Annotated in this window: 25 protein-coding genes and 1 pseudogene; 16 read left to right on the top strand and 10 right to left on the bottom strand. The window is 58.4% G+C overall.

From position 1 onward, the window contains the following. Nucleotides 1–260: 260 nt before the first annotated feature. Together WD823_RS07220 and WD823_RS07215 are read left to right on the top strand one after the other, a co-directional pair. Entirely contained in the window at nt 261–1,199 is a 939-nt protein-coding gene (locus WD823_RS07220; RefSeq protein ID WP_368428814.1) for an LLM class flavin-dependent oxidoreductase, read from the top strand. Nucleotides 1,200–1,743: 544 nt separating this feature from the next. Then, nucleotides 1,744–2,421: a hypothetical protein gene (locus WD823_RS07215; protein ID WP_368428813.1), complete on the top strand. Its 678-nt coding sequence runs from the start codon at nt 1,744–1,746 to the stop codon at nt 2,419–2,421. 201 nt (nt 2,422–2,622) lie between these two features. On the opposite strand, the gene WD823_RS07210 is transcribed toward WD823_RS07215, so the two are convergent. Then, nucleotides 2,623–2,931: a putative quinol monooxygenase gene (locus WD823_RS07210; protein ID WP_368428812.1), complete on the bottom strand. Its 309-nt coding sequence runs from the start codon at nt 2,929–2,931 to the stop codon at nt 2,623–2,625. Nucleotides 2,932–3,232: 301 nt separating this feature from the next. On the opposite strand from WD823_RS07210, the gene WD823_RS07205 reads away from it, so the two are divergent. After that, entirely contained in the window at nt 3,233–3,607 is a 375-nt protein-coding gene (locus WD823_RS07205; RefSeq protein WP_368428811.1) for a four helix bundle protein, read from the top strand. Between the two features lie 64 nt (nt 3,608–3,671). On the opposite strand, the gene WD823_RS07200 is transcribed toward WD823_RS07205, so the two are convergent. Continuing rightward, complete coding sequence (locus tag WD823_RS07200) at nt 3,672–4,451, bottom strand: SDR family NAD(P)-dependent oxidoreductase (protein WP_368428810.1); 780 nt, start codon at nt 4,449–4,451, stop codon at nt 3,672–3,674. Nucleotides 4,452–4,653: 202 nt separating this feature from the next. On the opposite strand from WD823_RS07200, the gene WD823_RS07195 reads away from it, so the two are divergent. After that, a complete protein-coding gene (locus tag WD823_RS07195) occupies nt 4,654–5,622 on the top strand; it encodes a cyclase family protein (RefSeq protein ID WP_368428809.1) in 969 nt (322 codons plus the stop codon). Between the two features lie 2 nt (nt 5,623–5,624). Further along, nucleotides 5,625–6,926, top strand: a complete 1,302-nt coding sequence (gene hisD, locus WD823_RS07190; RefSeq protein ID WP_368428808.1) for a histidinol dehydrogenase — start codon at nt 5,625–5,627, stop codon at nt 6,924–6,926. A 189-nt stretch (nt 6,927–7,115) separates the two neighbouring features. Here the strand turns inward: hisD and WD823_RS07185 are convergent, their stop codons facing one another. The 6 genes from WD823_RS07185 to WD823_RS07160 form a co-directional block, all read right to left on the bottom strand. Beyond that, nucleotides 7,116–7,847 (bottom strand): NADPH-dependent F420 reductase, encoded by a 732-nt coding sequence (locus WD823_RS07185; protein WP_368428807.1) that lies wholly within the window; start codon nt 7,845–7,847, stop codon nt 7,116–7,118. Between the two features lie 230 nt (nt 7,848–8,077). Next, a complete protein-coding gene (locus WD823_RS07180; RefSeq protein ID WP_368428806.1) occupies nt 8,078–9,031 on the bottom strand; it encodes an aldo/keto reductase in 954 nt (317 codons plus the stop codon). A 53-nt stretch (nt 9,032–9,084) separates the two neighbouring features. Then, the gene (locus tag WD823_RS07175) at nt 9,085–9,222 is read right to left on the bottom strand and encodes a hypothetical protein (protein WP_368428805.1); all 138 of its coding nucleotides are present in this window, start codon (nt 9,220–9,222) and stop codon (nt 9,085–9,087) included. A 27-nt stretch (nt 9,223–9,249) separates the two neighbouring features. Continuing rightward, nucleotides 9,250–10,410: an NTP/NDP exchange transporter gene (locus WD823_RS07170; RefSeq protein ID WP_368428804.1), complete on the bottom strand. Its 1,161-nt coding sequence runs from the start codon at nt 10,408–10,410 to the stop codon at nt 9,250–9,252. Nucleotides 10,411–11,048: 638 nt separating this feature from the next. Then, nucleotides 11,049–12,041, bottom strand: a complete 993-nt coding sequence (locus tag WD823_RS07165) for a Bug family tripartite tricarboxylate transporter substrate binding protein (protein WP_368428803.1) — start codon at nt 12,039–12,041, stop codon at nt 11,049–11,051. Nucleotides 12,042–12,306: 265 nt separating this feature from the next. Then, nucleotides 12,307–13,911, bottom strand: coding sequence for an FAD-binding protein (locus WD823_RS07160; protein ID WP_368428802.1), 1,605 nt, complete (start codon nt 13,909–13,911; stop codon nt 12,307–12,309). Nucleotides 13,912–14,539: 628 nt separating this feature from the next. Between WD823_RS07160 and WD823_RS07155 the strand changes: the two genes are divergently transcribed. The 6 genes and pseudogenes from WD823_RS07155 (at nt 14,540) to WD823_RS07130 (ending at nt 20,244) form a co-directional block, all read left to right on the top strand. Beyond that, nucleotides 14,540–15,370, top strand: coding sequence for a GntR family transcriptional regulator (locus tag WD823_RS07155; RefSeq protein ID WP_368428801.1), 831 nt, complete (start codon nt 14,540–14,542; stop codon nt 15,368–15,370). Between the two features lie 33 nt (nt 15,371–15,403). Further along, nucleotides 15,404–15,814 (top strand): RidA family protein, encoded by a 411-nt coding sequence (locus tag WD823_RS07150; protein ID WP_368428800.1) that lies wholly within the window; start codon nt 15,404–15,406, stop codon nt 15,812–15,814. Nucleotides 15,815–16,020: 206 nt separating this feature from the next. Further along, a complete protein-coding gene (locus WD823_RS07145) occupies nt 16,021–17,019 on the top strand; it encodes an enoyl-CoA hydratase/isomerase family protein (RefSeq protein ID WP_368428799.1) in 999 nt (332 codons plus the stop codon). Nucleotides 17,020–17,064: 45 nt separating this feature from the next. Then, nucleotides 17,065–18,651: an acyl-CoA synthetase gene (locus tag WD823_RS07140; RefSeq protein WP_368428798.1), complete on the top strand. Its 1,587-nt coding sequence runs from the start codon at nt 17,065–17,067 to the stop codon at nt 18,649–18,651. A gap of 76 nt (nt 18,652–18,727) precedes the next feature. Next, nucleotides 18,728–19,492, top strand: a pseudogene (locus WD823_RS07135) (IS5 family transposase). A gap of 125 nt (nt 19,493–19,617) precedes the next feature. Further along, on the top strand, nt 19,618–20,244 hold the full coding sequence (locus tag WD823_RS07130; protein ID WP_368428797.1) for a DUF1989 domain-containing protein: 627 nt from the start codon (nt 19,618–19,620) through the stop codon (nt 20,242–20,244). Between the two features lie 314 nt (nt 20,245–20,558). Here the strand turns inward: WD823_RS07130 and WD823_RS07125 are convergent, their stop codons facing one another. Together WD823_RS07125 and WD823_RS07120 are read right to left on the bottom strand one after the other, a co-directional pair. Then, nucleotides 20,559–20,720, bottom strand: a complete 162-nt coding sequence (locus WD823_RS07125; protein WP_368428796.1) for a hypothetical protein — start codon at nt 20,718–20,720, stop codon at nt 20,559–20,561. A 54-nt stretch (nt 20,721–20,774) separates the two neighbouring features. Then, the gene (locus WD823_RS07120; protein WP_368428795.1) at nt 20,775–20,957 is read right to left on the bottom strand and encodes an MFS transporter; all 183 of its coding nucleotides are present in this window, start codon (nt 20,955–20,957) and stop codon (nt 20,775–20,777) included. Between WD823_RS07120 and WD823_RS07115 the strand changes: the two genes are divergently transcribed. From WD823_RS07115 to WD823_RS07095, 5 genes are all read left to right on the top strand, one after another. Further along, nucleotides 20,887–21,219, top strand: coding sequence for a hypothetical protein (locus WD823_RS07115; protein ID WP_368428794.1), 333 nt, complete (start codon nt 20,887–20,889; stop codon nt 21,217–21,219). The two genes, WD823_RS07120 and WD823_RS07115, sit on opposite strands and share 71 nt — an antisense overlap. Nucleotides 21,220–21,303: 84 nt before the next feature. Next, nucleotides 21,304–21,978, top strand: coding sequence for a GntR family transcriptional regulator (locus tag WD823_RS07110; protein WP_368428815.1), 675 nt, complete (start codon nt 21,304–21,306; stop codon nt 21,976–21,978). A 65-nt stretch (nt 21,979–22,043) separates the two neighbouring features. Next, a complete protein-coding gene (locus WD823_RS07105; RefSeq protein WP_368428793.1) occupies nt 22,044–22,814 on the top strand; it encodes a sulfite exporter TauE/SafE family protein in 771 nt (256 codons plus the stop codon). Nucleotides 22,815–22,945: 131 nt separating this feature from the next. Continuing rightward, nucleotides 22,946–23,773, top strand: a complete 828-nt coding sequence (locus WD823_RS07100) for a hypothetical protein (RefSeq protein WP_368428792.1) — start codon at nt 22,946–22,948, stop codon at nt 23,771–23,773. A gap of 280 nt (nt 23,774–24,053) precedes the next feature. Continuing rightward, complete coding sequence (locus WD823_RS07095; RefSeq protein WP_368428791.1) at nt 24,054–24,647, top strand: Bug family tripartite tricarboxylate transporter substrate binding protein; 594 nt, start codon at nt 24,054–24,056, stop codon at nt 24,645–24,647. The last annotated feature ends 29 nt before the right edge of the window (nt 24,648–24,676 follow it).

Here is a 24,676-nt window from a genome sequence, read left to right as displayed (position 1 = left end):
GGCGGATGGCGGATGGCGGATGGCGGATGGCGGATGGCGGATGGCGGATGGCGGAAGAACCGTGAGCGGTGATCGGTGATCGGTGAGCGGTGCAAAAGGGCGAATGGCGAAAGGAGGAAGCAAGAGCGCAGGATGTGCTGACGCTTTTACCTCACGCTCTTAATCTCACGCCGTTCCCCTCACGCTTTCGGGCTCACGCCTTTCACCCCGTCACGATGCGGTTACACTAAGCCTATTCAATCCTCATCAAGAGCATCGTCATGACAGTGCGCATCGGATACTTGCTGCCAACCCGCGAATCGGTGATGGAAGGCCGGCCCGAGGCCGAGCCGCTGCTGGGCCTCGCCGAGCGCGCGGAAAAACTCGGCTACGACTCGGTGTGGGTCGGCGATTCAGTGCTCGCCCGCCCGCGCCACGAGCCGATCACGCTGCTTGCCGCCGTCGCGGGCCGCACCCGGCGCGTGAAGCTCGGCACGGCGGTGCTGCTGCCGGCGCTGCGCAATCCTGTGCTGCTCGCCCACCAGGTCGCCACGCTGGATCAGGTAAGCGCGGGCCGGGTCATTCTTGGTGTCGGCATCGCCAGCGACGTGCCCAACATCCACGCCGAGTTCCGCTCGGTGGGCGTGCCGTGGGAGAAGCGCGTCGGCACGCTGATGGAAGGCATGCGGCTGTGCAAGGCGCTGTGGACCGGCAAGCCGGTCGATTGGGACGGCCGCTGGCACGTCGAGAAGGGCGTGCTCGGCCCGACCCCGCACCAGCCGGGCGGCCCGCCGATCTGGGGCGGCGGCTCGGCGGCCGCCGCGCTGGAGCGCGCGGCGCGGCATTTCGACGGCTGGTTTCCGAACGGCCCCGACGCCAAGGGCTGGGGCGTGCAGTGGCGCCAGGTGCAAGCCATGGCGCGCGAGGCCGGGCGCAAGCCCGAAGACGTGGAGGCGGCGCTTTACCTCACGCTTACCGTCGACGACAACGCTGCGAAGGCGGATCAACGCATGAACGATTTTCTGTCGGCCTACTACGGCCAGCGCCCCGAGGTCATGAAGAAGAAGCAGGCGTGCTTCTCGGGTTCGGCCGCAGCGGCGGCGGATTGGCTCAACGGCTATGTGGAGCAGGGCGCCCGCTACCTCGTGCTGCGCATTGCCGGCGACCACGAGCGGCACCTGGAGATTTTTGCGAAGGTAAGGGAAGCGCTGAAAGCGTAAGGCGGAAACCCGTGAACGGTGACTGGTGACTGGTAGCTAAACCCCCGATCGGCGCGAATCGTTCTTGTATGTCATTCTTGGCGTTGTCTTCGCGCCCTTGGCCGTGAGGCTTTTCTGCGGTGCGCTGAAGGCGCACCCTACGGCGCACTACCGGTCACTGCTCACCAGTCACGAGTCACCGCTTTTCGAGCGGCCTTGGCGGTGAGGCTTTTCTGCGGTGCGCTAAAGCGGCACCCTACCGCTCACCGCTCACCGCTCACCGGATCGGCGGATGGGCTCCGTTCCCATCCAGCTCGCTAAGCCCGAACCGTTGGAATGGATTCCCCGTCCACACTGTTCACCTACTGACGATCGCGTCGGTCTACGCACGCTCTGGCCGCGATCCGATAGCGGGGAGGAATCGAGCGTGAACATGCTGCCTGTTGTGCGCAGCCGGGGACGGGCTCGACACCCGCCCCGGGCGCGGGGCCCGGAACGGCGGAACCGCAGGCGGAGTCATTTTCTTATCTCTGAACTGACCTGAAAGGAGTTCTTGATGCGCAGCATGACGAAATGGACGGTGGACGGTGCTGGTTGCGACCGGCTCGTTGACCTTGATGGGTTGCGCGATGGATGCGGCGCAGCGGGGATGTCGTTCTTCATCACCAGCGTTAATCCGGGAAAAGGCGGCGACCTCGGCGGACTCGCGGGCGCGGACCGGCATTGCCAGTCACTGGCCGCGGCCGCGGGAGCCGGGAACCGCACCTGGCGCGCCTACCTGAGCACCCAGGGCAACGCCTTGAACGACCCCAACGTCGTGCATGCGCGCGACCGGATCGGCAGCGGCCCCTGGTACAACGCCAAGGGCGTGCGGGTCGCACGGAACGTCGAGGATCTGCATTCGGCAAAGAACAACGTGAACAAGGAAACGGCGCTGGATGAAAGGGGCTGGATGGTCAACGGCCGCACCGACAAGCCCAACAAGCATGACATCCTCACCGGATCGCGGCCCGACGGAACTGCCCTCCCTCCGACCGCGCGGTTCCCGGACCAGACCTGCGGCAACTGGACCAAGGGCGGCAACGAGGGATCCGCGATGACGGGTCACCACGACCGCGCGGGGCCGATCGACCACGCGTGGGCGGTATCCTGGAACTCGGCGCACCCGACGATCGGCTGCACGCACGACCTGATGGTCAAGACGGGCGGCGACGGGCTGTTCTACTGCTTCGCCGAAAAATAGCGGCGCGGCGCGAAACGCAGGCGGGACAAGAGGCCGGGTTCAATTTTCGATCGGGTGTAACTGATTTCCGGGAAAATTCGAGCCTGGCCTTCCTCAGCAACTCTGATCGCAGAACGGCAAGGAGAAAGGAGGAAGGAGAAAGCGCCAGATTGACGTGATCTCCCCGAGATGTTTCCTCTTCGCGCCCTCCGCCGTCAAGTATTACGCTGGCTTCAGGACCCGTATGCTGATTTTCTTGAAGAGGTCCTTCACCTTTTCACGATAGGCAAGCATATGCGGTTGCGTGAAGTGCTGTTTCAGCGCATCGACGCTGTCCCATGCTTCGATGATCGTAACCACGTCATCTCCGGCTTTTTCATGAACCGCGATATCGGTGTCCGTATCGATCGTCGGTGCATAGGCGAGGCATCCCTTTTCAGCCTTCACCGGGGCAACGTTCTTGAGCAAGACGTCGAGGTACGCTTTCCTGCACCCGGGTTTCAATTCAATGGTGGCAACGACATGAATCATCTGTTTCTCCTTTCAGTGGTTTCCTGGGAACCTTACCACCGCGAGCAGGGCGGATGGCGGATGGCGAATGGCGAATGGCGAATGGCGAATGGCGGATGGCGGATGGCGGATGGCGGAAGGAAGCTGCTACGGCAGCGACTGCTCCAAAAACTTCAGCAAGAAGCACACACAATGCAAACGACGCAGCATATCTTAGCGAACCCGTAATCGGCAATGCGTTTCCCGCGCAGCGGGATCCCTTCCGCCATCAGGTGTCAACCGGCTCGTTCTCGATCCGTTATGGCCGAAAGGAGGCAGAGCCATGCCGGTTCAAAGCCAGACAGTCGAGTTGCTCGCGCGAACCAAGGCGTTCTCGCTGGCGACCATTCGCTTTTATTCCACGTTGCCGAAGAAAACCGTCGCACAGATACTTGGCAGGCAACTTCTGCGTTCGGCAACCTCTGTAGGCGCTCAGTATCGAGAAGCGCAGCGGGCCAAATCCATTGCGGATTTCGTGAGCAAGACGGAAGGCGCGTTACAGGAAGTGGACGAAACGGGATATTGGCTGGAACTGATTGAAGATTCCGGAATCGGGACCAGCGGTGCGACCGGGGTATTGAGAGCGGAGGCCCAGGAACTCCTCGCCATCTTTGTTGCGATCACGCGCAAGGCGAAGTCAACCAAGTTGCGAAACTGATCGTTGCCGTATCCCGATCCGCCATCCGCCATCCGCCATCCGCCATTCGCCATTCGCCGTCGCCCTAGCGCGCGGTCCAGCCGCCGTCGATCGTCAGGCTCGCGCCGGTGATCAGCGCCGCGGCGGGCGAGGCCAGGAACACCACCGCGCCCATGATGTCCTCGATCTCACCCAGGCGCCCCAGTGGAATGCTGGCCAGCACATCGTCGCGGAATGCCTGGTTCTCGAAGAACGGTTTGGTCATGGGCGTGACCACGAACGTCGGCCCGATCGCGTTGACGCGGATACCGTGCGGCGCCAGTTCGACCGCCATCGCCTTCACCAGGCCCTCGGCCGCGTGCTTGGTCATGCAGTAGACGGTGCGGTTGGCCGCGCCGACATGCCCCATCTGCGACGACATCTGGATGATGGCGCCGCCGCGGCCGCCGGCGATCATGCGCCGCGCCACCGCCTGGCCGACGAGGAATGCCGACCGGACGTTGATGTTCAGGATGCGGCCGAGCCGCTCCTCGGTGACCTCCACGAAGGGCTCGGGAATGTTGCCGCCCGCGTTATTGACGAGAATGTCGATGCGCGCCAGCGCCTCGATGCGTTCAGTGATCTGGCGCGCGTCCAGCAGATCGCACGCGAGCGGCTGCGCCGTGCCGCCGCGCTCGCGGATTTCCGCGGCCAGCGTTTCGAGCTCGGATTGCGTTCTGCTGACCAGCACCACTTCGGCGCCGGCGTCGGCCAGCGCCAAGGCGCAGCCGCGGCCGAGCCCGCGCCCCGCCCCGGTGACCACGCCGACCAGTCCGTCGAGCCGCATCGACGGCGTGCGCAGCGCAGCGGTTTGCGTGTCGGACATGATCTTCCCCTGAAAATGACGCCGCGCCGTCAGGCGTTACTGCGGCGCGGAAGTTTTTATTATATTATGGCCGCACGCCATGCGGATGATAAAAATCATCCGCGCGATGACGACTCGTCGCACACACTCCGCGCCACGTCGCACTGCTGCACCCGTGACGCGCCGGCGCATGATCTGCAGGTCTTCGTAAGGAACAACGACCATGGCGCAGTCCAGGAAACAATATTCCAAGCAGGATGTGCTCGACACGGCCAAGCGCTGCTCGAACTGGGGCCGCTGGGGTCCGGACGACGAACTCGGCGTGCTGAATTTCATTACGCCCGAAGACGTGGTCAACGCCGCCAAGCTCGTGCGCCGCGGCAAAGTGTTCGCGCTGGGGCTGGCGCTCGACGCGAAAGGTCCGCAGAGCGGGCTGTTCGGCGGCCGCTGGAACCCGCTGCACCAGATGCTCGCCACCGGCACCGACGCCGTCGCCGGCGTGCAGGACGAGTCGGTGGGGCTGCGCTATGCCGATGACGCCATTCACCTGCCGACGCAATGCGCGACCCAGTGGGACGCGCTCGCGCACGTGTTTCTCGGCGACCAGATGTGGAACGGCTACCCGGCGATACTGGTCGATTCGCGCGGCGCGAAGAAATGCGGGATCGAGCACTTTCGCGACAAGATGGTCGGCCGCGGGGTCCTGCTCGACGTGGCGCGCTACAAGAACGTCAGCCACCTGGAGGACGGTTATCCGGTGACGATAGACGATCTCGAGAAAACCGCGGCCAGGCAGAAGGTCGAGGTGAGGCGCGGCGACTTCCTGATCGTGCGCACCGGCCAGATGGAAAACTGCCTGCAGAAAGGCGCGTGGGGCGGCTACGCGGGCGGGGACGCGCCAGGGCTCGCGTTCGAGACCTGCGACTGGATATACAAGAAGGAAATTGCCGCCATCTGCTCCGATACCTGGGGCATCGAAGTGCGGCCGAACGAATGTGCTGCCGAGGTCAACCAGCCTTTTCACTGGGTCACGATTCCCGCGATCGGCATCGTGCACGGCGAGATCATGTATCTGAAGGAGCTGGCCGACGATTGCGCGGCCGACGGCAGGTATGAGTTTTTCTTCAGCGCGCCGCCGCTCAACATTACCCAGGGCACGGGCTCGCCGACCAACCCCCAGGCGATCAAATAATCATGGCCCGCTACCTCAAGCAGGGCATTTCCACCGCTGACGCCGAGGCCGCAGATCTCAAGGTGCGGCACACCGTCGAGGGCATACTCGCCGACGTCGCCAAACGCGGTGATGCGGCGGTGCGCGAGCTCTCGCAGCAATTCGACCAATGGTCGCCGCCCGCCTTCCGTCTGAGTGCGGAGCAGGTCGCCGCCATCGTCGCCCGCGTCTCGCGCGAGACCATTGCCGACATCACGTTTGCGCAGTTGCAGATCCGCAATTTCGCCCAGGCGCAGCGCGCCGCCCTGCGCGACATCGAAGTCGAAACGCTGCCGGGGGTGATCCTCGGGCACAAGAACATACCGGTGGGCAGCGTCGGCTGCTACGTGCCGGGCGGGCGCTATCCGATGGTCGCATCGGCGCACATGAGCATCGTCACCGCCAAGGTGGCCGGCGTGCCGCGCATCATCGCCTGCACGCCGCCCAACGAAGGCGAGCCGCATCCGGCCACCATCGCCGCCATGTATCTTGCCGGCGCGGACGAAATCCACGTGCTCGGCGGCGTGCAGGCCGTCGCCGCGATGGCGCTCGGCACCGAGACGATCGCGCCGGTCGACATGCTGGTCGGTCCCGGCAACGCTTACGTCGCCGAGGCCAAGCGGCAGCTCTACGGCCGCGTGGGCATCGATTTGTTCGCCGGCCCGACCGAGATTCTGGTGGTGGCCGACGAGACCGCGGACGTGGTGATGGTGGCCGTCGATCTGCTGGGACAGGCCGAGCACGGCCCGACCTCGCCGGCAATCCTGATTACCACCTCGAGCAAGCTCGCCGAGGCGCTGCCGGGCGAAATCGAGCGCCAGTTGAAGGTGCTGCCGACTGCCGACGTGGCGGGCCAGGCGTGGCGGGATTACGGGCAGATCATCCTCGTCGACAGCCTCGACGAGGCAGTCGTCGAAGCGGACCGTTGCGCCGCGGAGCACGTCGAGATCCTGACCCGCGAGCCGCGCTTTTTTCTCCAACGCATGCGCAATTACGGCGCCATGTTCCTCGGTCCGGAAACCAACGTCGCCTACGGCGACAAGGTGATCGGCACCAACCACACGCTGCCGACCCAGGGCGCGGCGCGTTATACCGGCGGGCTATGGGTCGGCAAGTTCCTCAAGACCGTCACCTACCAGGAGTGCACGCCCGAGGCCAGCGTCACGGTGGGCGACTACTGTTCCCGGCTGTGCGCGATCGAACGGTTCTGGGGACACAAGGAGCAGGCGGACCTGCGGCTGCGGGTGTACGGCGGCCGGAAGGTGGGGTTGCACGGGCCCAAGTAGGATGGCGGATGGCGGATGGCGGAAGGCGGAAGGCGAAGGGCATGGCGAATGGCGAATGGCGAATGGCGGAAGGAAGGTCGTCAACCTCGTGAGTAGCGTGTGAGGCGAAGGGCAAGGCGGAAGGCGAATGGCGGATGGCGGAAGTGGCTTACTTTGTCAGCAGTGCAGCGATGAGCGTCTGCGTGGCCCCTATTTGAGCGTAGCGGCGATTTGCCGGATCTCGTCCGGCGTGCGCTCTCCCGCCAGCGGCTCCCGTGGCATCAGATGTTTCCCCATGGCGAGCCCGCCGATCAGAACGGGCTCGTAGCCGATATCGCGGATCAGGCGTGAGGCCACTTCAATCGCCTTGGCGTCATCGCCCGCGATCGGCATCCCGATGCGTCCGGGTTGTTCGTGCGCTGTCCCCATCCTCCTGTAACCGATCGCGTTGAACGCGCGGACGATACGTGCCCCCGGCAGAAGCTCCGCCGAGGCGAGACCGGCGCCTTTCTCGCGCGCCCACGTCGCGATTTCACCATCGCGGTTGACAAAGGGGTTGCAGGTATCGATCACCACCTTGTCCTTGAGCAGGGTCCCCAGGTCCTTGCCGACGTCGGGGAGTGCCCGGTACGGCACCGAGATCAGCAGCACGTCGCCGAACGCGGCGGCCTCCCGCGGCGTTCCGGCCCGGGCGTTCGCGCCGAGGCTGGCAGCCAATTCCTTGTCCTTTTCGAGATGGCGCGACGAGAACATGACTTCGTGCCCGGCTTTTACCCAGACGCCGCCGAGTGTCCCGCCGACGTTGCCGGAACCGACGACACCGATCTTCAGTTTTTCAGCGGCGGCGCTGGCAGCGCGCGCGGCGAATGGCAGATGGCCGAGAGCAAGCGCCGCGGCGGCGGTCCCGGCGAATCTGAGAAATCCGCGACGGTCTTGTTTCATGGTGTTTTCCATTCAGGGTACTTTTGTAACGGGATAACTAGCCATCTCAAAAATAGGATACGCGATCGTTCTTCCCTCATCCCCAACCCTTCTCCCGGAGGGAGAAGGGCGCCATCCCTCTCCCTCCGGGAGAGGGACCGAGGGTGAGGGAGGATTTTTGAGACACGTTCTATTCTTCCCCGCCACGCAGTCGGGTTACCAGAATATCAGCAAAATGGTTGCTGACAGCGCTACGCCGCAGGGATGCTCTCAACCAGCTCGATCATCCGCTTTTTCATGGTTTCGTCCGGCAATCGGCCCCGCGCACCGCCCGTGTTGTCGGCCATGTGGGCGGGCCGGCTGGTGGCCGGCGTGATCGCGGTCACCGCCGGATGGCTTGCGACGTACTTGAGGAAGAACTGCGCCCACGAAGTCGCGTCGATCTCGCCCGCCCAGTCCGGCAGCGGCTGTCCCCTCACGCGGCTCCACAGGCGCCTGCGGCCGAACGGTGCATAAACCAGCACCGCGATACCTTTGTCCCGCGCCAGGGGCAGTATCGTCTCCTCGGCGTGACGCTCGTCGATCGCGTAGTCGGTCCCGATGAAGTCGAGCGGCTCGGCGCGCATGAGCTGTACCAGGTCGGCATAATGGCCGTCGAACGTGGTGGTGACGCCGATGTAGCGCACGCGGCCTTTCTCTTTCAACTCCCTCAGGATCGGGAGCTGCGTGCGAATGTCCCCCATGTTGTGGACCTGGATCAGGTCGATCACCGGCTTGCCGATGCGGCGGAAGGACGTTTCGAGCTGCGCGCGTGCCGCCGCCGGATCGGCCGTGCTCCCCCATCGCGCGACGTTGAGCTTGGTCGCCCAGAAAAGCTGTTTCGCGATCCCGAGATCCTGCGCGATTCGGCCGGCCACTTCCTCGGAGGCGCCGTAGCCCGGCGCGGTGTCGAAAACCGTGCCGCCCAGCTCGACCATGCGGCCGAGCACTGCCCGCAGCGCCGTGACGTCTTGGCTGCGCGCGACCTGCGAAAAAGTGGCCGAGCCGCCGAGCCCGACGATGGGAAGCCGCTGGCCGGTGGAGGGGATAGCGCGCGTGATCAGTTTCGACTTGCCATCTTCGGCCGCCCACGCCGCTCGCGGATCGAGCGCCAATGCGCCGGCTGCGCCGAGCGTGCGGCACAGCCATTCACGACGGGTCATCATGTTTGGACCTCCTGCTGTGTAGCGTTCATCGCGCCGCGCCTCCGGTCATAGCGTTACGGCGCCGCCTGGGCCGGTGCGCCCTGCGGCACGCTCGCGGCCCGCTCGCGCTGCGCGTATCCCAGCCACAGCCCGAGCGCCATCCACGCCATCGCCAGCGGCACCGCAAAGGAAGCGAGCGCGGCCAAGCCCATGCCCAGACGTCCCAGCAGGCCCTCGGTCTACGCACCGACGACGTCACCGGCCCGGTAGACGAACGTGTCGATAAACGCCTTTGCCTTGTAGCGATCGGCGCGGGGTACGATGGTGAACAGTGTCTCGCGCGCGGGCCGCATGATGCCGCGCTGCACGGCGCGGAACGTCGCCTCGAACGCGATGAGCGCAGCCAGCGAGCCGATGATCGCGAGACCGATGAAGCCCAGTGCCACCGTCAGCGGGAGCAACGCGAGCGTTACGGAGACACCGAGCCGCTTGATCAGGTGCCCGGTGACAACCGCCTGCAAAACGAGCGTTGCCACCTGCGTGATCATGTCGATCCGCGCGAACGTCGCGGTGCGCATGTCGACGTTGGTGCCGAGGGCCGCCACCATTTGCAGGCGCGTGAAATAAACGAGCGTGGCCATGATCGCGAGGATCAGCACGTAGGCGCAGATGGCGAGGAGATAGGGTGAGCGGAAGACCGACTTGAACCCTTCCCAGGCGCTGCCGCCAATCACCGCGTGCTCGGCCGCGACCTGCGCATCGTCGCGTTCGCCCCGGCCCGCTTCGCCCCGATCCGTCCGCAGACGCGTCAACCACCAGGCGGCACCGATTGCCAGCAGCAGGAACCCGGCGGCGATAAGCAGCAGCGCCGGTGTTCCGAGCGGCTTGGCGAGCATGCTCGCGAGCCACGGGCCGAAGATCGCCCCAAGCGTTCCGCCCACGGCGATGGCGCCGAAAAGGCGCTTGCTCTGCTCCAGCGAAAAGCGGTCCACCAACAGCGCCCAGAACAGCATCGTGGCAAAGAGGTTGAAAACGCTGAACCACACGTAAAAGACCTGGCCGGTGCGCTGCCCGATGCTGGCGGGCGACAGCACGAGCAGGGCATAGAACACCACCAGGCCGAAGGCGAAGAAGAGGTAGGTCGCGTTGACGAAGACCAGGCGGCGGAAGCGGCTCACCAGCAGGCCGAACACCGGGTTGACGAGGAGTGTCACGACGACGGTGCCGATGAAGAGCCAGCGAATCGCCTCGATGCCGCGTTGCATGCCCAGCGCCTCGCGCGCCGGCCGCACCACCATCAGCGCCGTGAGCACGCAGAAAAAGAACAGCCCGGAGACGAGGGCCGGACCGGCCTCACCGCGGCGGATGTTGGTAAAACGTTGCAGGAAGGCGGGCGCCACTATACGGGCATCTTACTGCACCTCTTTTTATGGCGGATGGCGGATGGCGGATGGCGGATGGCGGATGGCGAATGGCGAATGGCGAATGGCGGAAGGCGGATGGCGGAAAGCGTGAGGCAGGAGGCGTGAAGGAAAAAATCAGTCGGATCACGGATCACCGATCACTGCTCACCGTTTTCCCGACCGGCAACACACCGAGATGGATCAGGAGCGCGATGACCGTCGCGATCATCGCAACGCCGCGCACGCCGAGCTGCGCGAAGATCCAGCTCATCAGGAACGCGCCCACATCCTGCTTTGCATGCTCGCCTACTACGTCGAGTGGTACATACGCGAAGCGTGGCCCTGCTCTTCGCCGACGAAGATCATGCGGCGAAAGCTACACGCGATCCGGTCGCGCCGGCCACCCGGTCGGGGAAAGCCGAGCACAAGGCGCATACCCACACTTTGAGCGCGCTCAAACTGCTCGAGACGATTGCCGTGTGGCCAAGCACGTGGGCCCAAAACATCCGCATACACAGAGGGTAAATGCGCGCTCAACAGGGAAGAACTTCGGATTAAATTACGTTCTAACTTCTCCCAATGACCGCGTTGCGCCGGCCTACCTGGGCGATACTCCAATCTAATAAATGCGGGTATTACTGTAGTAACTTGACGCCAGCCTCCTTAGCGATCTTTTTCGTCATTACAAGATCATTCCGTATAAAATCATCAAGCTCTTTCGGAGTCATCCTGGCTGGAGTTGCGCCTTGCGTTGCGAACAAATCAATTGTTCGTTGAAGTCCTAGGATATGGTTTATTTCCGAATTGAGTTTGGAAACTAGTGCTTGAGGAACGCCGCGCGGCGCAATAGCGGCAACCCAGAACACAATGTTGAAATCTGAGTAGTATTCAGAGATCGCAGGTATGTTAGGCAAGAAGTGGGAACGCTTCGCACTTGAGACCGCCAAAGGGCGTAGCATGCCGCTCTTCACGTACTGGATTATTGCAGGAAGGCCCGCATAAACCATGGTTATATTGCCCGCAATTGCGTCTACCACGGCGGCGCCGCCGCTTTTGTATGGCACATCAAGAGTATTGATATCGGCAGCTTGATCCAGCAGTTTGCCCGTAAAGTACGGAGAGGAACCTACTCCTGGATGTCCAAATGTAACCGCTCTGGGTTTCGTCTTTGCCAAGGTAATAAGATCCTTAAATGATGATACTGCCGAGGAAGAATTGACCGCCAGCAGCATCGGCAGCGTAGCAACCAAAGCCACCGATGCAAAATCGTTCAGTGGATCGTACCCGGGCTTCGCGTACATAGTTACATTGGCGGTATGCCCGCCATTGCTTGCCATCAATAACGTGTAACCATCCGCCGACGCCTCCTTAACAAGCATAGTCGCAATGCGACCATTGGCTCCAGGACGATTGTCCACAACGATCTGGACACCCAAACGTTCCGAAAGCGCAAGAGCCACGATACGTGAGAGGATATCAGTACTACCCCCCACACCATATGGTATGACCATTCGTACCGGTTTTGCTGGATATGCCGAACTCGCGCCCGATGATTCTTGTACAAACCCAAGTTCACATCCGATCAACATTGCTAGTGCAATAATAAGGAACTGACGGGGCATATACATTAGATATTCCTCCATAGCGCTAAGCTATCCAGCGCGTTTCGTTCTTTCTGAATTTACGCGCTCGCTCAGGTTTGTTCATCTCTGTTCAGCTAGCCGACGCAACAATCCTCATGTGCAAGTATATCAATGAGTGTTACCAACTATGTTCGACCTAGAGCGTGCTCTAAAGTCGAGTTAATCGGAGTAACCTGTTCAGTGGGGTTTCTTTGTCCCTGCTATTTGCCAGATTACGGCTCAACGCACAAACTCATAAAAGGCTCTAAGCCTAATGTGACGATATGCGCTCTGGTTTCACGCTCTTATCTGCCCAATCTGCAAGCGCTGCAGCGTTGCGACCCGCGGTGCGACCATTCAGAAAGCATTCGCTGATATTGCTCCCCGAAAGATACAGATGCCCAAATGAACTACCCAGTTCACCAGCAGCAAATAGGCGGGGGATTGGTTTCCCGAAAACATCAATGACTTCTTGCCGCGCGTTGTGTACTGGCCCGCCTTGGGTGTTTGAAACTAGCGACCTGACATGCGCCCCATAAAATGGGGGGGTATCGATTCGAGCCATTGTCCCACCTGGTCGACCAAAATCTTCATCGACCCCCTTATCGCACAGAGTATTCCAGCGAGCGATGCTATTTTCGGCTGATGCTGGGTTAACTCCCAGCATTCGAGCGAGCTCAGCGATCGAGTTTGCTCGTTTCAATATTCCGAGCTCGACTTCCCTTAGGTTGTCCTCACTCCACTCGAATCGAAGGCCTTCGTCGTTCGATACAGGTCGTCCAAGCGGATACATCTTTCGGCCGTTCTCGTCGCAAAGCAGAATCGCCGGATTACGCGGATAGCGCTGCGTTACAGGATCGAAATATTGCGTCGGCCGACAGCTGGTATCCTGTGTATAAGGCTGGTATTCATTCATAAAACGCTTTCCATTTTGATCCTGTAGAATCCAAGCCATCTTCACTTTGGCCTCGTTTTCACGACCAGGTGTCCAGTCGGGTAGGCGCTTGACTCGGAGCGCATAAGGGTAGGCGGGATCCGGATGCCTATACCCGTACGACCCGTGAAAGTGCCACATGTGCCAGAGCTGTGCGCCTACGGCTTGTGCCATTCGAATACCATCTCCAGTATTGCTGCGCCCGGCACACGGAAGAACAGGCAACCCCTCCCAGAACTGCTGCCGATATTCCTCGCTCCCTTCGAATCCACCGGTACATAGGATTACCGCACGGCGCGCTCTTACGTGCATTGTGCCCCGGCTCTCAGTCTGGACTGTTACGCCAAGAACTTCATTCGATTTACCCATATTACGGTTAATTAGGCGAACCGCGGCCGTTTTCATCCAAATCTCGACATTTCGACGATTTACGTTGTCACTGACGACCTTAAACGTTCTTGCGCCCCCTACCACGCTGTGGGCCCATGGAAAGGCCTTCCGCGCATCAAAATTTGGGATCGCATCGATACACGTATGGTAGAAAGTGTCCGTTCCGGGGAACGGATAGTTCCCTCCTTTGCCGACTTCCTCTGTAGTGCTAATGGTTGCTCCACAGACAGCCCCAAGTTTTCGAAAGTAATCCTCCATTTCCGCCATGCCGTCCGCAAGGACACGAGTAACGTCGTCCGGCGTTCGGCCACCATTTGTCATCTTGAGGTACTGAAATGCGAGGTCCTTGTCTTTTGCACAGCGAACATTCCCGTAGGAGCAGATCGAGATACCGCCGGGTACGGAGGCTTTTTCGATTAGTAGCACCTTCGCGCCGGCATCTGCTGCCTCGATCGCCGATACCCCTCCCGCGTAGCCGTATCCCACGACAACGACGTCGAATACAGCGTCAAAATTCTGCAATGTGTCACCTGTATTTGCTCCGTCTTGCATTACTCCCTCCATTTTCATTTCTCGTTGATGAAATCCTATTGACGAAACCCTATAGCTCCCTCGTTTAATTCGTCAAACGGAGCCTAACCAATAAAAAAACGGTGGTTGCAAATCTCATAACATTATAATATATTATTTATTAAGCAGTGCCCACTTGTCAAGCTGTCCGCGCATAGGAATTGCGGCGCGCCCTACAAGGTTGTCGCACTTTCAGTTTCGTGCGGTTTTTCGCAGGCCACCACCATCCTGGTCTGCCGTGCCGGCGGGCGACGCGCTGCTGAAAGCGTCGACCGGTTAAAAGGGGTTGCAGTTGACCGCAACGAACCCGGTACTTTGATTAGGCAGGGCATTACGATGGCGAGAATGACTGATGAGCCGACTGGTTCAGGTGGACGGGATAACTGCGTATTTGATGCCGCCTTCAGTGCAAGAGGGGCTGCCGCAGGAACGTGTGGCGCACTATGCCGGCGCGTGGTTAAGGCATTGGATGCATCCGAGTAGATGCACTAGACATGCTAATTTGGTGGGGGAAAAATACATCCAACGAGCACGCGTATCTTATTTTTTGAAACGCATAGATCGCGAATTTGTTCGTGAACTGATGCAGCGAAACCGGAGCCTGTTTTAGATGATTGCCAAACTCAAATTACCATCGTTGCCGTTGGGAAAAGGTCATGCGCCCTTGTATTTCCAGTTGGCAGAAGCACTTGCAAGCAAGATCAAAGCAGAAAAATATAAGCAAGATGAATTATTTCCTGGGGACAAACAGCTGGCATTGCAGTATGGCGTAAGCATGATTACAGTCCGTGCAGCAATGCGAATTCTCATCGACCGTGGCCTTATCACTCGCTATGCAGGTAAAGGATCGTTCGTATCGAGTAGTAAACCCGAAATTATGAAATTTAGCTTGGGATCGATTGAAGACCTTGTAACTACAGGTTTACAAACTAAACTCAAGCTGCTCAACAAGTGTTTGATCGTTCCTCCAGATTGGGTTCTTGAAAAATATTCCTGTCCACCTCGTAGCAAATTATATTGGTTTCGGACCGTGCGGGTGGCGCATGGGAAGCATTTTTTGATGAACGATATTTATTATCGCGCGAATATTGGTACACAACTAATCAAGTTAAAGTTTTCTAATGAACTAATTCGCACAAAACTTATGGTTACATTGGTGGAAGAACAATGCGATCTAGAGCTGAGAAATATTAATCAGACGATGAGCGCCGAACTGGCTTCTGCTGATATTGCCAAGACCCTCGGCATAAAGAGAGGGCAACCGATATTGACTATCGATCGCAACTATTTTTCGACAGATAACGAACTAATCCAAGTTGCCCGCACGAGATATCGGACTGATCACTATCAATACACAATTAACTTACAGCGTCTCGCCAATAACGCAAGACGGGCCGCGGTCGTAACCTCCGCCCCTATGATGTCTAACATGAATGTCTAACGTATCGACCTTAACTATAGGAAGTACAACACGGTGTCCCGCATTAAAATCTACAATCCGAAGGCTCTTGCCAAGCCGGCAGGCTCGTATTCGCACGTAGCGCGGGTTTGCACAGACAACTTACTTTTCATTGCCGGCCAGGTCCCGCTTAACTCTAGCGGCAAGTTGGTGGGTGAAGGCAATTTTGATACGCAGGCGCAGCAGGTATTCCAGAATATTCGCGCCGCGCTTAGGTCAGCAGGGGCGGAATTCCGAAACATCGTTCAGACAACTACGTATCTCGTCGATTCCCGCGATATCCCAAAGTTGATGAAGTTTCGAGAGTGCAATTTCAAGGCGTTTTTCCCGGACGGCAAATTTCCTCCCAACACGCTGTTGATCGTCGACCGGCTAATTTGGAAGCAATTCAGGATCGAAATAGCAGTTATTGCAGCGCCTGATTGACTTATTGCTTAACACAAATTCGCCAGGGGCTACCGCATTGCAATGGGAGGGCAGATCGCTCGAGTCTAAATTAATTTCTTATCCTTTTAGTAATTGCATGACGAACGTTGCAGAGGCCGATAAATGAATTATTCTTGAACGCACACCCAGTGCCCGTCCAAAATCCGAGAAGCTCGTTATAATTTGCCAGAGAAAGGCCAGCAATCATGAAGTTCAAAAAGATCAAATGGGAAGTCGTGTCTTCTCCTCAGTCGCCGGGAGACAATGCAATCGGAGTTCTCACGCTCGACGCGCCCCAGGACTCGAATGGTCTTGGTCCGCGAATGACATTGGAACTTGACCACATACTCGACGAAATCCGCCGTCATCCAACAGTGCGTGTCGTGATCATCACCGGCTCCGGGGATAATTTCTGCGCGGGCGGAAACTTCCGCGTCGAAACCATTCCCATGGAACGCCTAGAGGACGACTGGGGCCTGAAGGGTGAGTACGGCGAGCTCGTGACGTGGTGGATGAACGATTACTTCCATATCGTCGCGCAGAACGCGTGCAAGAAGCTGGAAGACCTTCCACAGGTTACCGTTGCGGCAGTGGACGGCATTGCCGTCGGAGTGGGGCTGGAAATGACCTGCTCATGCGACCTGCGCATCGTGACCGATCGAGTGCGCTTCGCCGAGCTTGCGGTGCCGGCGGGTTTCATGAGCGAATGGTGCGCGCCCCGCATCCTTCCGCAGCTTATCGGACAAACGCGTGCGAATGAGATGATACTGACCGGCCGCTTTGTGTATGCCGAGGAAGCACTCGACATCGGACTAGTCAATCGTATAGTACCACACCGCGAACTTCGAGAAGAGGCGATCGCGTGGGCCGGACAGATGGCGTCGTATCCGCGGCTCGGCATGCTTGGCGCGAAGGAAACTTTGCGTCTTTACCAGAATGCCAATCGTAAGGAAGAGTGGATGAAAGTAGAAATGGATCGCGTGCTAGAGATCACTCGCACGCGTGACTGTGCCGAGGGCATCGACGCGTTCCGCACCAAGCGGCGCCCCGTGTATTGGCCGGGCAACCCGGTGCTTCGTCCGGGTAAGGAATTTGATCCTGGACGCAACTACGGCAAATCGAAGGTAAAGAGTACCGGACACCTCCGCTTCGGTGCAAAGGCCAAGGGCAGCGGGAAAAGCGCCGCAAAGGGGCGAAGCAAGTAGCGCCCGCGAGCGATGGCGTGACCAGTAATTAAGGAGCGAACGGCGATGACGGGTTGGACTGTTAGGCCCGGTTACCGGGTGTACTCCCCGCGGGTGAGCATGTTCGCGGAGGTGGTAGACCGCCATGTCGCCGAAGGTCGAGGCGAGGCGCCGGCGGTAGTATGGGAAGGGGGTCGCTGGAGCTTCCGTGACTTGCAAGCGGAAGCCGGCATCGTGGCAGCAGGTTTACGCGGTCTCGGAGTGGCCAAGGGCGACCGCGTCGTTGTGCGTAGCCGCAACAGCCCGCAGTCGGTGGCGACGATGCTTGCGGTGTTAAAACTCGGCGCAGTGCCGGTGCTCACCAATTCGCTCTTGGCAGAATCCGAGATCGAATACGTCCTGGAAAACTCTCAGGCTCGCATCGCGTGCGTACCCGAATCCCTTGCTGAGCCCGTGCGTAGCCTGCTCGCCAAGGGTTGGCTCGAACGCGTTGTAATCCTCGACGGCAGACCGCAAGGAACGCGTGAATCAGCCTATGCCGATATACGAAATCCGGACGGCGCAACCCTGCCGACCGAAGACACCGATGCGATGGACCCGGCTTTCATGTTGTATTCGTCCGGCACCACAGGAAAGCCAAAGGGCATCGTCCACGCACAGCGTTGGGTCGTCACTGTTGGCGACCCGTCCGTACTCCAAATGACGTTCGCACCCGGTGATATCGTGGGCACGACGGGCGAATACAGTTTCATGGGCAATTTCGGCCATGCCCTGATATTCCCACTCTACGCCGGATCTGCAATCGCCGTGTTCGGTGGTCGGGTTACGCCGGATGCCGTTCTCGCTTTCTACGCTTCGAGCAAACCGACCATCTTCGTGTCTGTGCCCACTTTCTATCGCACGATGCTGGCTGCGGAAGAGTTTCCCCGCAAGCTGAAAGGCATGGGCTTTCGTTTTATGGTCTCGACCGGCGAACCGCTCGGTGCTGCCGTGTGGAGCCGATGGCAAGAGGAGACTGGCATCACGCTATACGAAATTTACGGTGTTTCCGAATTCGAAGTTCTGCTTTCTAACGGCCCGGATCTCAAGGTCAAACCGGGCTCGTTGGGCAAACCGGCGCCGGACGTGAAAGTCGGGCTCCTTGACGATTCGCTGGACGAAGTGCCGCCCGGCGAGCAGGGAGTGCTGATGATTGATCGCTCCGATCCGGGACTCTTTCTCGGATATTACCGGGAGTCCGATCGCTGGCGCGCCCAGCACCGTGGCCAGTGGTACTATACTGGCGACGTTATGCGTCGCGACGAGGACGGATACTACTGGTATCTCGGGCGCAAGGATGACCTCTTCAAGAGCCGCGGCTATCTAATCTCACCTCAGGAAGTCGAGAACGTTCTACAACGTCATCCGGCCGTGGCCGAGGTAGCCGTTATTGGTGAGCCCGAGGACCGCATTGGCTATGCTATCGTGGCGTTTGCCGTTCTGAGATCCGGATTCAAGGCCTCGGTCGCGCTTGAGGAGGAGATGGTTGAATTCGTGCGGAAGAATACCGCCCCCTACAAGGTTCCCCAAACGATCCGCTTCATTGCCGAGATGCCGAAGAACCCAGTGGGGAAAATCCTCCGTCGGGCACTTCGCAATCACGGCAAACCCTAGGGCCTGTACACATTTGCTAGGTATTGGCACATTCTGGTTTTTTTGAGAGAAGCTAGAAGCGATGTCCTGAAAGCTACTGCGAAACGACCAATGGGAGCGGATCAAGGATTTGTTGCCGGGCAAAGCCACCGATTCCGGGGTGACGGCCAAGGACAACCGGCTATTTCTGGAGGCGGTGTTGTAGATTGCGCGAACGGGCAGTCCGCGGCGTGATCTGGACCCGGCCTTGGGCAACTGGCATGCGACGTATACGCGTTTCTCGCGCTGGAGCAGGAAGGGCGTGTGGCAGCGGATCGTCGCATCGATCAGCAATGATGCGGGTTTGGGGGCGCTGCTCTCATCGCCAGCGCGGTAGTGCGGGCCAACCAGCACGCTGCCGGTACCCAAAATAAGAAGATGCCCAAGCGCTCGGGCGCTTGCGCAGGGGACTGAGCGCCAACACTCTACCCTAGTGGATGCGCCGGGCAGTCCGCTGCGCTGGGTACTGACAGGAGACAAGGTGGTGGCCGATATCACGCAGGCCAGCACCTTAATCGAGGATTTGAGCACTAGGACGGTCATTGGCGACAGGGGATACGATGCTGATACGCTGGAGGCACGCATCCATGCCGCGGGCGCTCAGGCGGTGATCCTGCCGCGCCGCAACCGTACCGAGCCAAGAGTCTATGATCGACCTTTGTATAAAGACCGCAATCTAGTGGAGCACTTCTTTAATCGTCTCAAGCAGTTTCGCCGCATTGCCACACGCTATGAGAAGCTGGCGCAACTTCTTGTCCATGCTCAATCGTGTGTTCCTACATTTGGCAGGCGTGATTGTCAGCAGACCCTAACAGCCTGCTGAAATTCGCGGCGATTTCAAGGATTGATATTTAAGTGGATCCTCCGTATCACGCAATCCGATCCGTCCGCAACGGACACGCATTGCCGAAAGGTCCTCATGTTGCAGCACCTTCCCATGAGAAAATTATGAGCCATGCTCCACACGAAGTAGCCGGTACCGTCGTTGAGGATTTGATCCTCCCCCCTGGGAAACCTTGGGGTCGTATCTTGGAACGGGGGCAGCACTTGCGTCTAATTGACCTCGAAGGCAAGCAGGCTGTCGATTTTCTCTGCTATAACGCGGCCGACCTGCGAGATCGGTACAATGCTTCCAATACCATGAAGCTCGCGGCCAGTATTTTTATTACTAAAGGCTGCACGCTTTGGTCGGACCGAGCGGTAAAGCTAATGACTCTACTTGAGGATACTTGCGGGTTTCACGACACGATCGGCGGTTGCTGCAGCGCTGAGATGAACAAATTACGCTACAACGCGAATGGGCCGGCCAACTGCCGAGACACCTTCGAGTCCGCACTCAAGCCTTTTGGGCTTACCAGGGACGACATTGTCACCAACATCAACTGGTTCATGTATGTGCCTGTCGGGCCGGACGGGCATATGGCGATGACCGAGGGTATTTCGAAGCCCGGAGATTATGTGGATATGATTGCTGATCGGGAAGTGATCTGTGCCGTGTCAAACTGCGCTCAGATCTACAATCCATGCAACGCGTTCAAGCCCACGCCGGTGCGGATAATAACGTACCGCACGTGAGATCGGCTTCCGCGATCGGCCGCCGCACGTAATACACCGCGGCGCGCGAAATCCGCAACAGTCTCTACTGCCGGATGAGAGCCCCATTTATCTATGAGCGTTAAAAAGCGCGATTAGTGCTTGGTGAAGAGTGGTTGGTAGTGCCCCTCGCCCTAACTATCTGGGCTCCCCCTGTTTGGCAAGCCCGTGGTCGCCGTGGCAAGCGGATACGGATGCATAACTATCGCTCTTGGTTTCGGGAACGGGAATGCCCCAGACCCTGATGGATTCCGCTCGCACGCTCCTCACGCCCTTTGTGGCCTGTGCAGCCGCCGCTAGGGTGATCTGGCTGTGCGCGCGCCCGTCGGTCCCGCGCCATGCAGCAGCGCAAGCATGGGCGCCGCCGCCGCCCAAGATCCGCCGTTGAAGATGCCGAGCATGAACTGTATGGTTGCCGCACAGCGTATGGCGCCATGCTCGCGCAATTGTAGGTACATCGACCACAAAAGGTCGCGGTACGACGCCTGCGTGGTGGGCTGCGTGTTGGGCAGCTACGCCCACAGCACGGGCATTATCGCGAGCAGCATGGCGGTCGAGAGCACGTAGCTGTAGCGCCAGCCGACGTGCGTGGCGATCAGCCCGCCGACGATGCGGGCGAACAGGATGCCCGTGAAAAGCGCGCTCATCTGCGTGCCGAGCGCACGCCCGCGCTCGTTCGGCGGCGCTACCGCCATCACTGCCTGCGCCGCAGTCAGCAACGGCGGAGTGGCGATGGTGCGCGCGCTGCTCAAGCAGGGTGTGGATCTAAGCCTCCCAAGCGGCGCCGTGAGCCGCAGCGCACTGAGCCACGCCGCGTTCTTCAAGCGGGCCAAGGTAATCGAGGTGTCGCTCGAAGGCGGCGCCGACGTGAATACTAAGGATAAGCTTGGCATGATGCTGGTGAAGCTCGCCGAAATCGACGGTCTGAGGACGATCGCTCAAGTGCATTGGGAGTAAGGAGGATGCTAACTGATTAATTATTATAGTGGAAAAGGTCGGATATTGACCGCAGCACGAAAGGCGAGTAAAAGTGGATTCACTGTGGATTCCCGATCGGCTCAGGAAAAGGCCTACAGTTTCCTCAAAGAGCGAATTACCAATTCCACCTTCAGGCCAAATTCGCGATTGAAGGCGCTCGAAATTGCGAAGGAGCTTGGGATTAGTAGAACGCCGGTCAAGGAGGCGCTAGGACGTCTGGAACAGGAGGGGCTCGTCAAGCGAGAACTCGGCTCCGGCTATGTCGTACAGGCCCTCAGCATTCGCGAAATCCTGAACCTCTACAAGGTGCGTGAGGTGCTGGAAGTCGAGGGGGCGAAGGAACTTCTACAACTTCTAACGGAAGACATCATTCACCGGCTCGACGAAATTCTAAACGGCGCACAAGCCCTGCTTCAAGAAAAGAGGTACGATGATTTCCTGCGTGCCACTCTCAAGTTTCACAATGCAATGGTATCAGCGACAGGGAATAACGTGCTCTGCGAGATTCTTGCTGGATTGAATGCGCGAATCTGGAGCATTGGGACGATTATAGTAACAAAGTATCCTCCGCGAGCCGATGAAATACTTTTTGAAAACCGGCGCATTCTCAAGGCACTCGCGTCAAGAAATGTTGATGATTTAGAACGATCTATCCGAGCGCACATTGGAGGCGCCGGGGATTCAGTCAAAAGGCTTATCGAGCAAGAACCATATGACCTGTATATTGCATCGGCATAGGTACGTTGGCTCTTTGCGCCGCATGATGGCTTGGTGCGCTTAGCTGTAACGGACCCCTTGCTAAGTTGACGCCTAAATTGTCAGTAGAGTCCAATTGGCAAATCTTGATAGCGTGCGCTGCGGCTCTTTTCGCTGGCGGTTTCGCCAAAGGGGTAACTGGAATAGGCCTTCCGTTGGTCGCAATGCCGGTTCTAGCCAATTTCATTTCGGTGCCTCACGCGCTAGCGCTGTTGGTTGTTCCGTCGGTAATTACCAGCGCCTGCCAAGCGTTTCTTGGAGGATATTTCCTATCTGCGATTAAACGCGTATGGATACTCGTCATCGGTATTGCGATTGGTGTTTCGGTTGGAGTAACAGCGCTTGTTGCGATCGAGTTAAAGATGCTCGAGATGATCCTCGGTATCTTGGTAGTGATCTTTTCGTTTACGGTGGTCTGCCGAGCAGAGTTCAAATCTCTATCGAGGATGGAGAAACCGATAGCGCTTGCTGCGGGTTTCATGTCAGGAATTATCGGTGGGTTATCTATGTTCTTTGGACCGATTTATGCAATGTTCCTTGCCGGTCTTGGTCTCAGCAAGGACTATTTGGTTGCAGCGATTGCCGTTACGACTGTTTGTTCCTCTCTGTTTCTTGCACTTGCACTCATATTAAATGGGGTTCTGGGTGTCAACGAGTTCGCGATGTCGCTATTGGCGGCCGTCCCTGTAGCATTTGGTTTGTGGATTGGCCACTTCATACGCGGAAAGATAAACGAAAAGTTATTTCGGAGAACATTAGCCGTGGTGCTCTTCCTGATCGGAGTTAACCTGGTCCGGAAAGCACTCACAAATCCCTAGTCATCCCGACGTGGCGCGCTGGATGTTCTGCAAGCCAGAAATCAGATTTTGGGTTACTTGAGAGCTCGGGGATGATCCCACGTTCTGAGACGATTGTATTTGGTGAACACGCAAATTTTTAGAGGAAAGTTATGACGAAAGCGACAGAAAACATCAACGACCGTGCGGTAAGAGAACTTGGTCAACTTTTGGGAAAGTGCGCGGCCGCTGAAGCTGAGGTCGCCACGACATACTTCAGCAAGCCGCATACCGAGGGCGAGCATGAGAAGTGGCTCAGAGTGCACACTGGAAGAGAGCTTTGCCGCGTGTATCAATTGGGTGGGATTCTTAGTGCCCAGTTGGCGGGGCTTGGCGTTACTGTAGAGCCGGCGACGTACATTGAGACAGCAACAAAGCTCATAGAAGAAACCAACCATTTTGTTATGGGGTATGATCTTTTGACGTGGTTTACGGGTAAGGCCCCGAACATTGGTGAACTGCGCAAGTACGATATTTTCAGACCCGACCCCGATCTTCCGGAGAACAAGTGGAGCATTCATCTGGCGCAGGAGAAGAAGGCGATTGAGGAAGAGCTTGCGCGCGAAACGGCGCCATGGGCGAGCCTGCCGGGAGACGAAGGAATACTGGAGGGCGGAGGATCTGGTATGTTTTTTGCGGCTGGTCGCATTAAAGGCGGCGAGTTTGAGTCTCGAGTAGCTGCAATGATGCAAGTTGTTCTCGACGACGAGTTACGTCACGGGGCGCACCAGCTGGAAAACGTACGTTCGATATCCTTGACGGAGAAAGATCTTGAGAAAATAAAGGAATATGTAAGACGCCATGCGAATGCGCGAGTACGTTTCCGGAACGCGCACTTTGACTTCCCATTAAGTGAGCAGCGCATGAAGGAGATCGAAAATGGCGGTATCGAACCACTGTTTGTTTGGGAGGAAGTTGATAAAGCTAAAGCACATAAATAACCGGTGAAGAATATTTGTGGTCCTCTCATCTATCTCATCTTGCGACGAGTGAGCTGGTCTACCTATGTGAGAGAAACCGGACACTGCTGAGTAATTGGATCCCAGTGCGGCGGGCCTGCCATGGTCGGTGCGCGGCGCCTTTTTTCGGGATCAAGAAGTTCGTAGAATGGCTTGTTGTTTGTTTTCCGCTTCTTCTCGCATGCCCCGGTCTGGCAGGCTGGAAGGGGACTTATGAGAAGTGCAGCACTATTCATAGACGATGCCGATAAGAGAGGACGTTATGATGCGAAAGCCCGCGCTGATTTCATGCCTAAAAGCAATTTCTCTCGCTGTGCTCTGGCTTGCATGGCCTGTGACGGCAGATGCCCAGTCGTACCCGACGAAGCCGGTACGTTTTATTATTGGCCTCACTCCCGGATCAAGCAGTGACATTACTGTTCGGATTATCGGACAAAAACTCACGGAATTGTGGGGGCAAAGTGCGGTGATTGACAATCGCCCGGGCGCGGGTGGAAACATCGGCGCTGAATTGGTCGCGAGCGCTTCCCCGGACGGCTATACGCTCCTTTTCTGGAACGTCGGCCTGGCAATCGGTCACTCGTACTATAGGAAACTGCCGTTCAACGCACTCACAGACTTTGTGCCGGTCTCCCTGGCAACCTCTATGCCTCAGGTGGCATGTGTCACGCCTTCACTCCCGGTAACTTCAATACAAGAGCTAATTGCTCTTGCGAAATCCCGGCCGGGCGATGTTTTGTTTTCTTCTGCCGGCAATGGTCAGGCAGATCATATGGCAGGTGAGCTTTTTGCGTACCTGGCGAAGGTGAAGCTAACGCACATACCTTATAGGTTCGTCAGCGCAATTCGTGGGTAGATTTTAGTGGTTCCGGGTTGATTGGTTGA

The sequence above is a fragment of the Sulfuricaulis sp. genome, from assembly GCF_040901545.1.
Classification (GTDB): Bacteria; Pseudomonadota; Gammaproteobacteria; order Acidiferrobacterales; family Sulfurifustaceae; genus Sulfuricaulis.
Note: the sequence above shows the minus strand (reverse complement) of the source record. Positions and strands in the feature narration are given on the sequence as shown.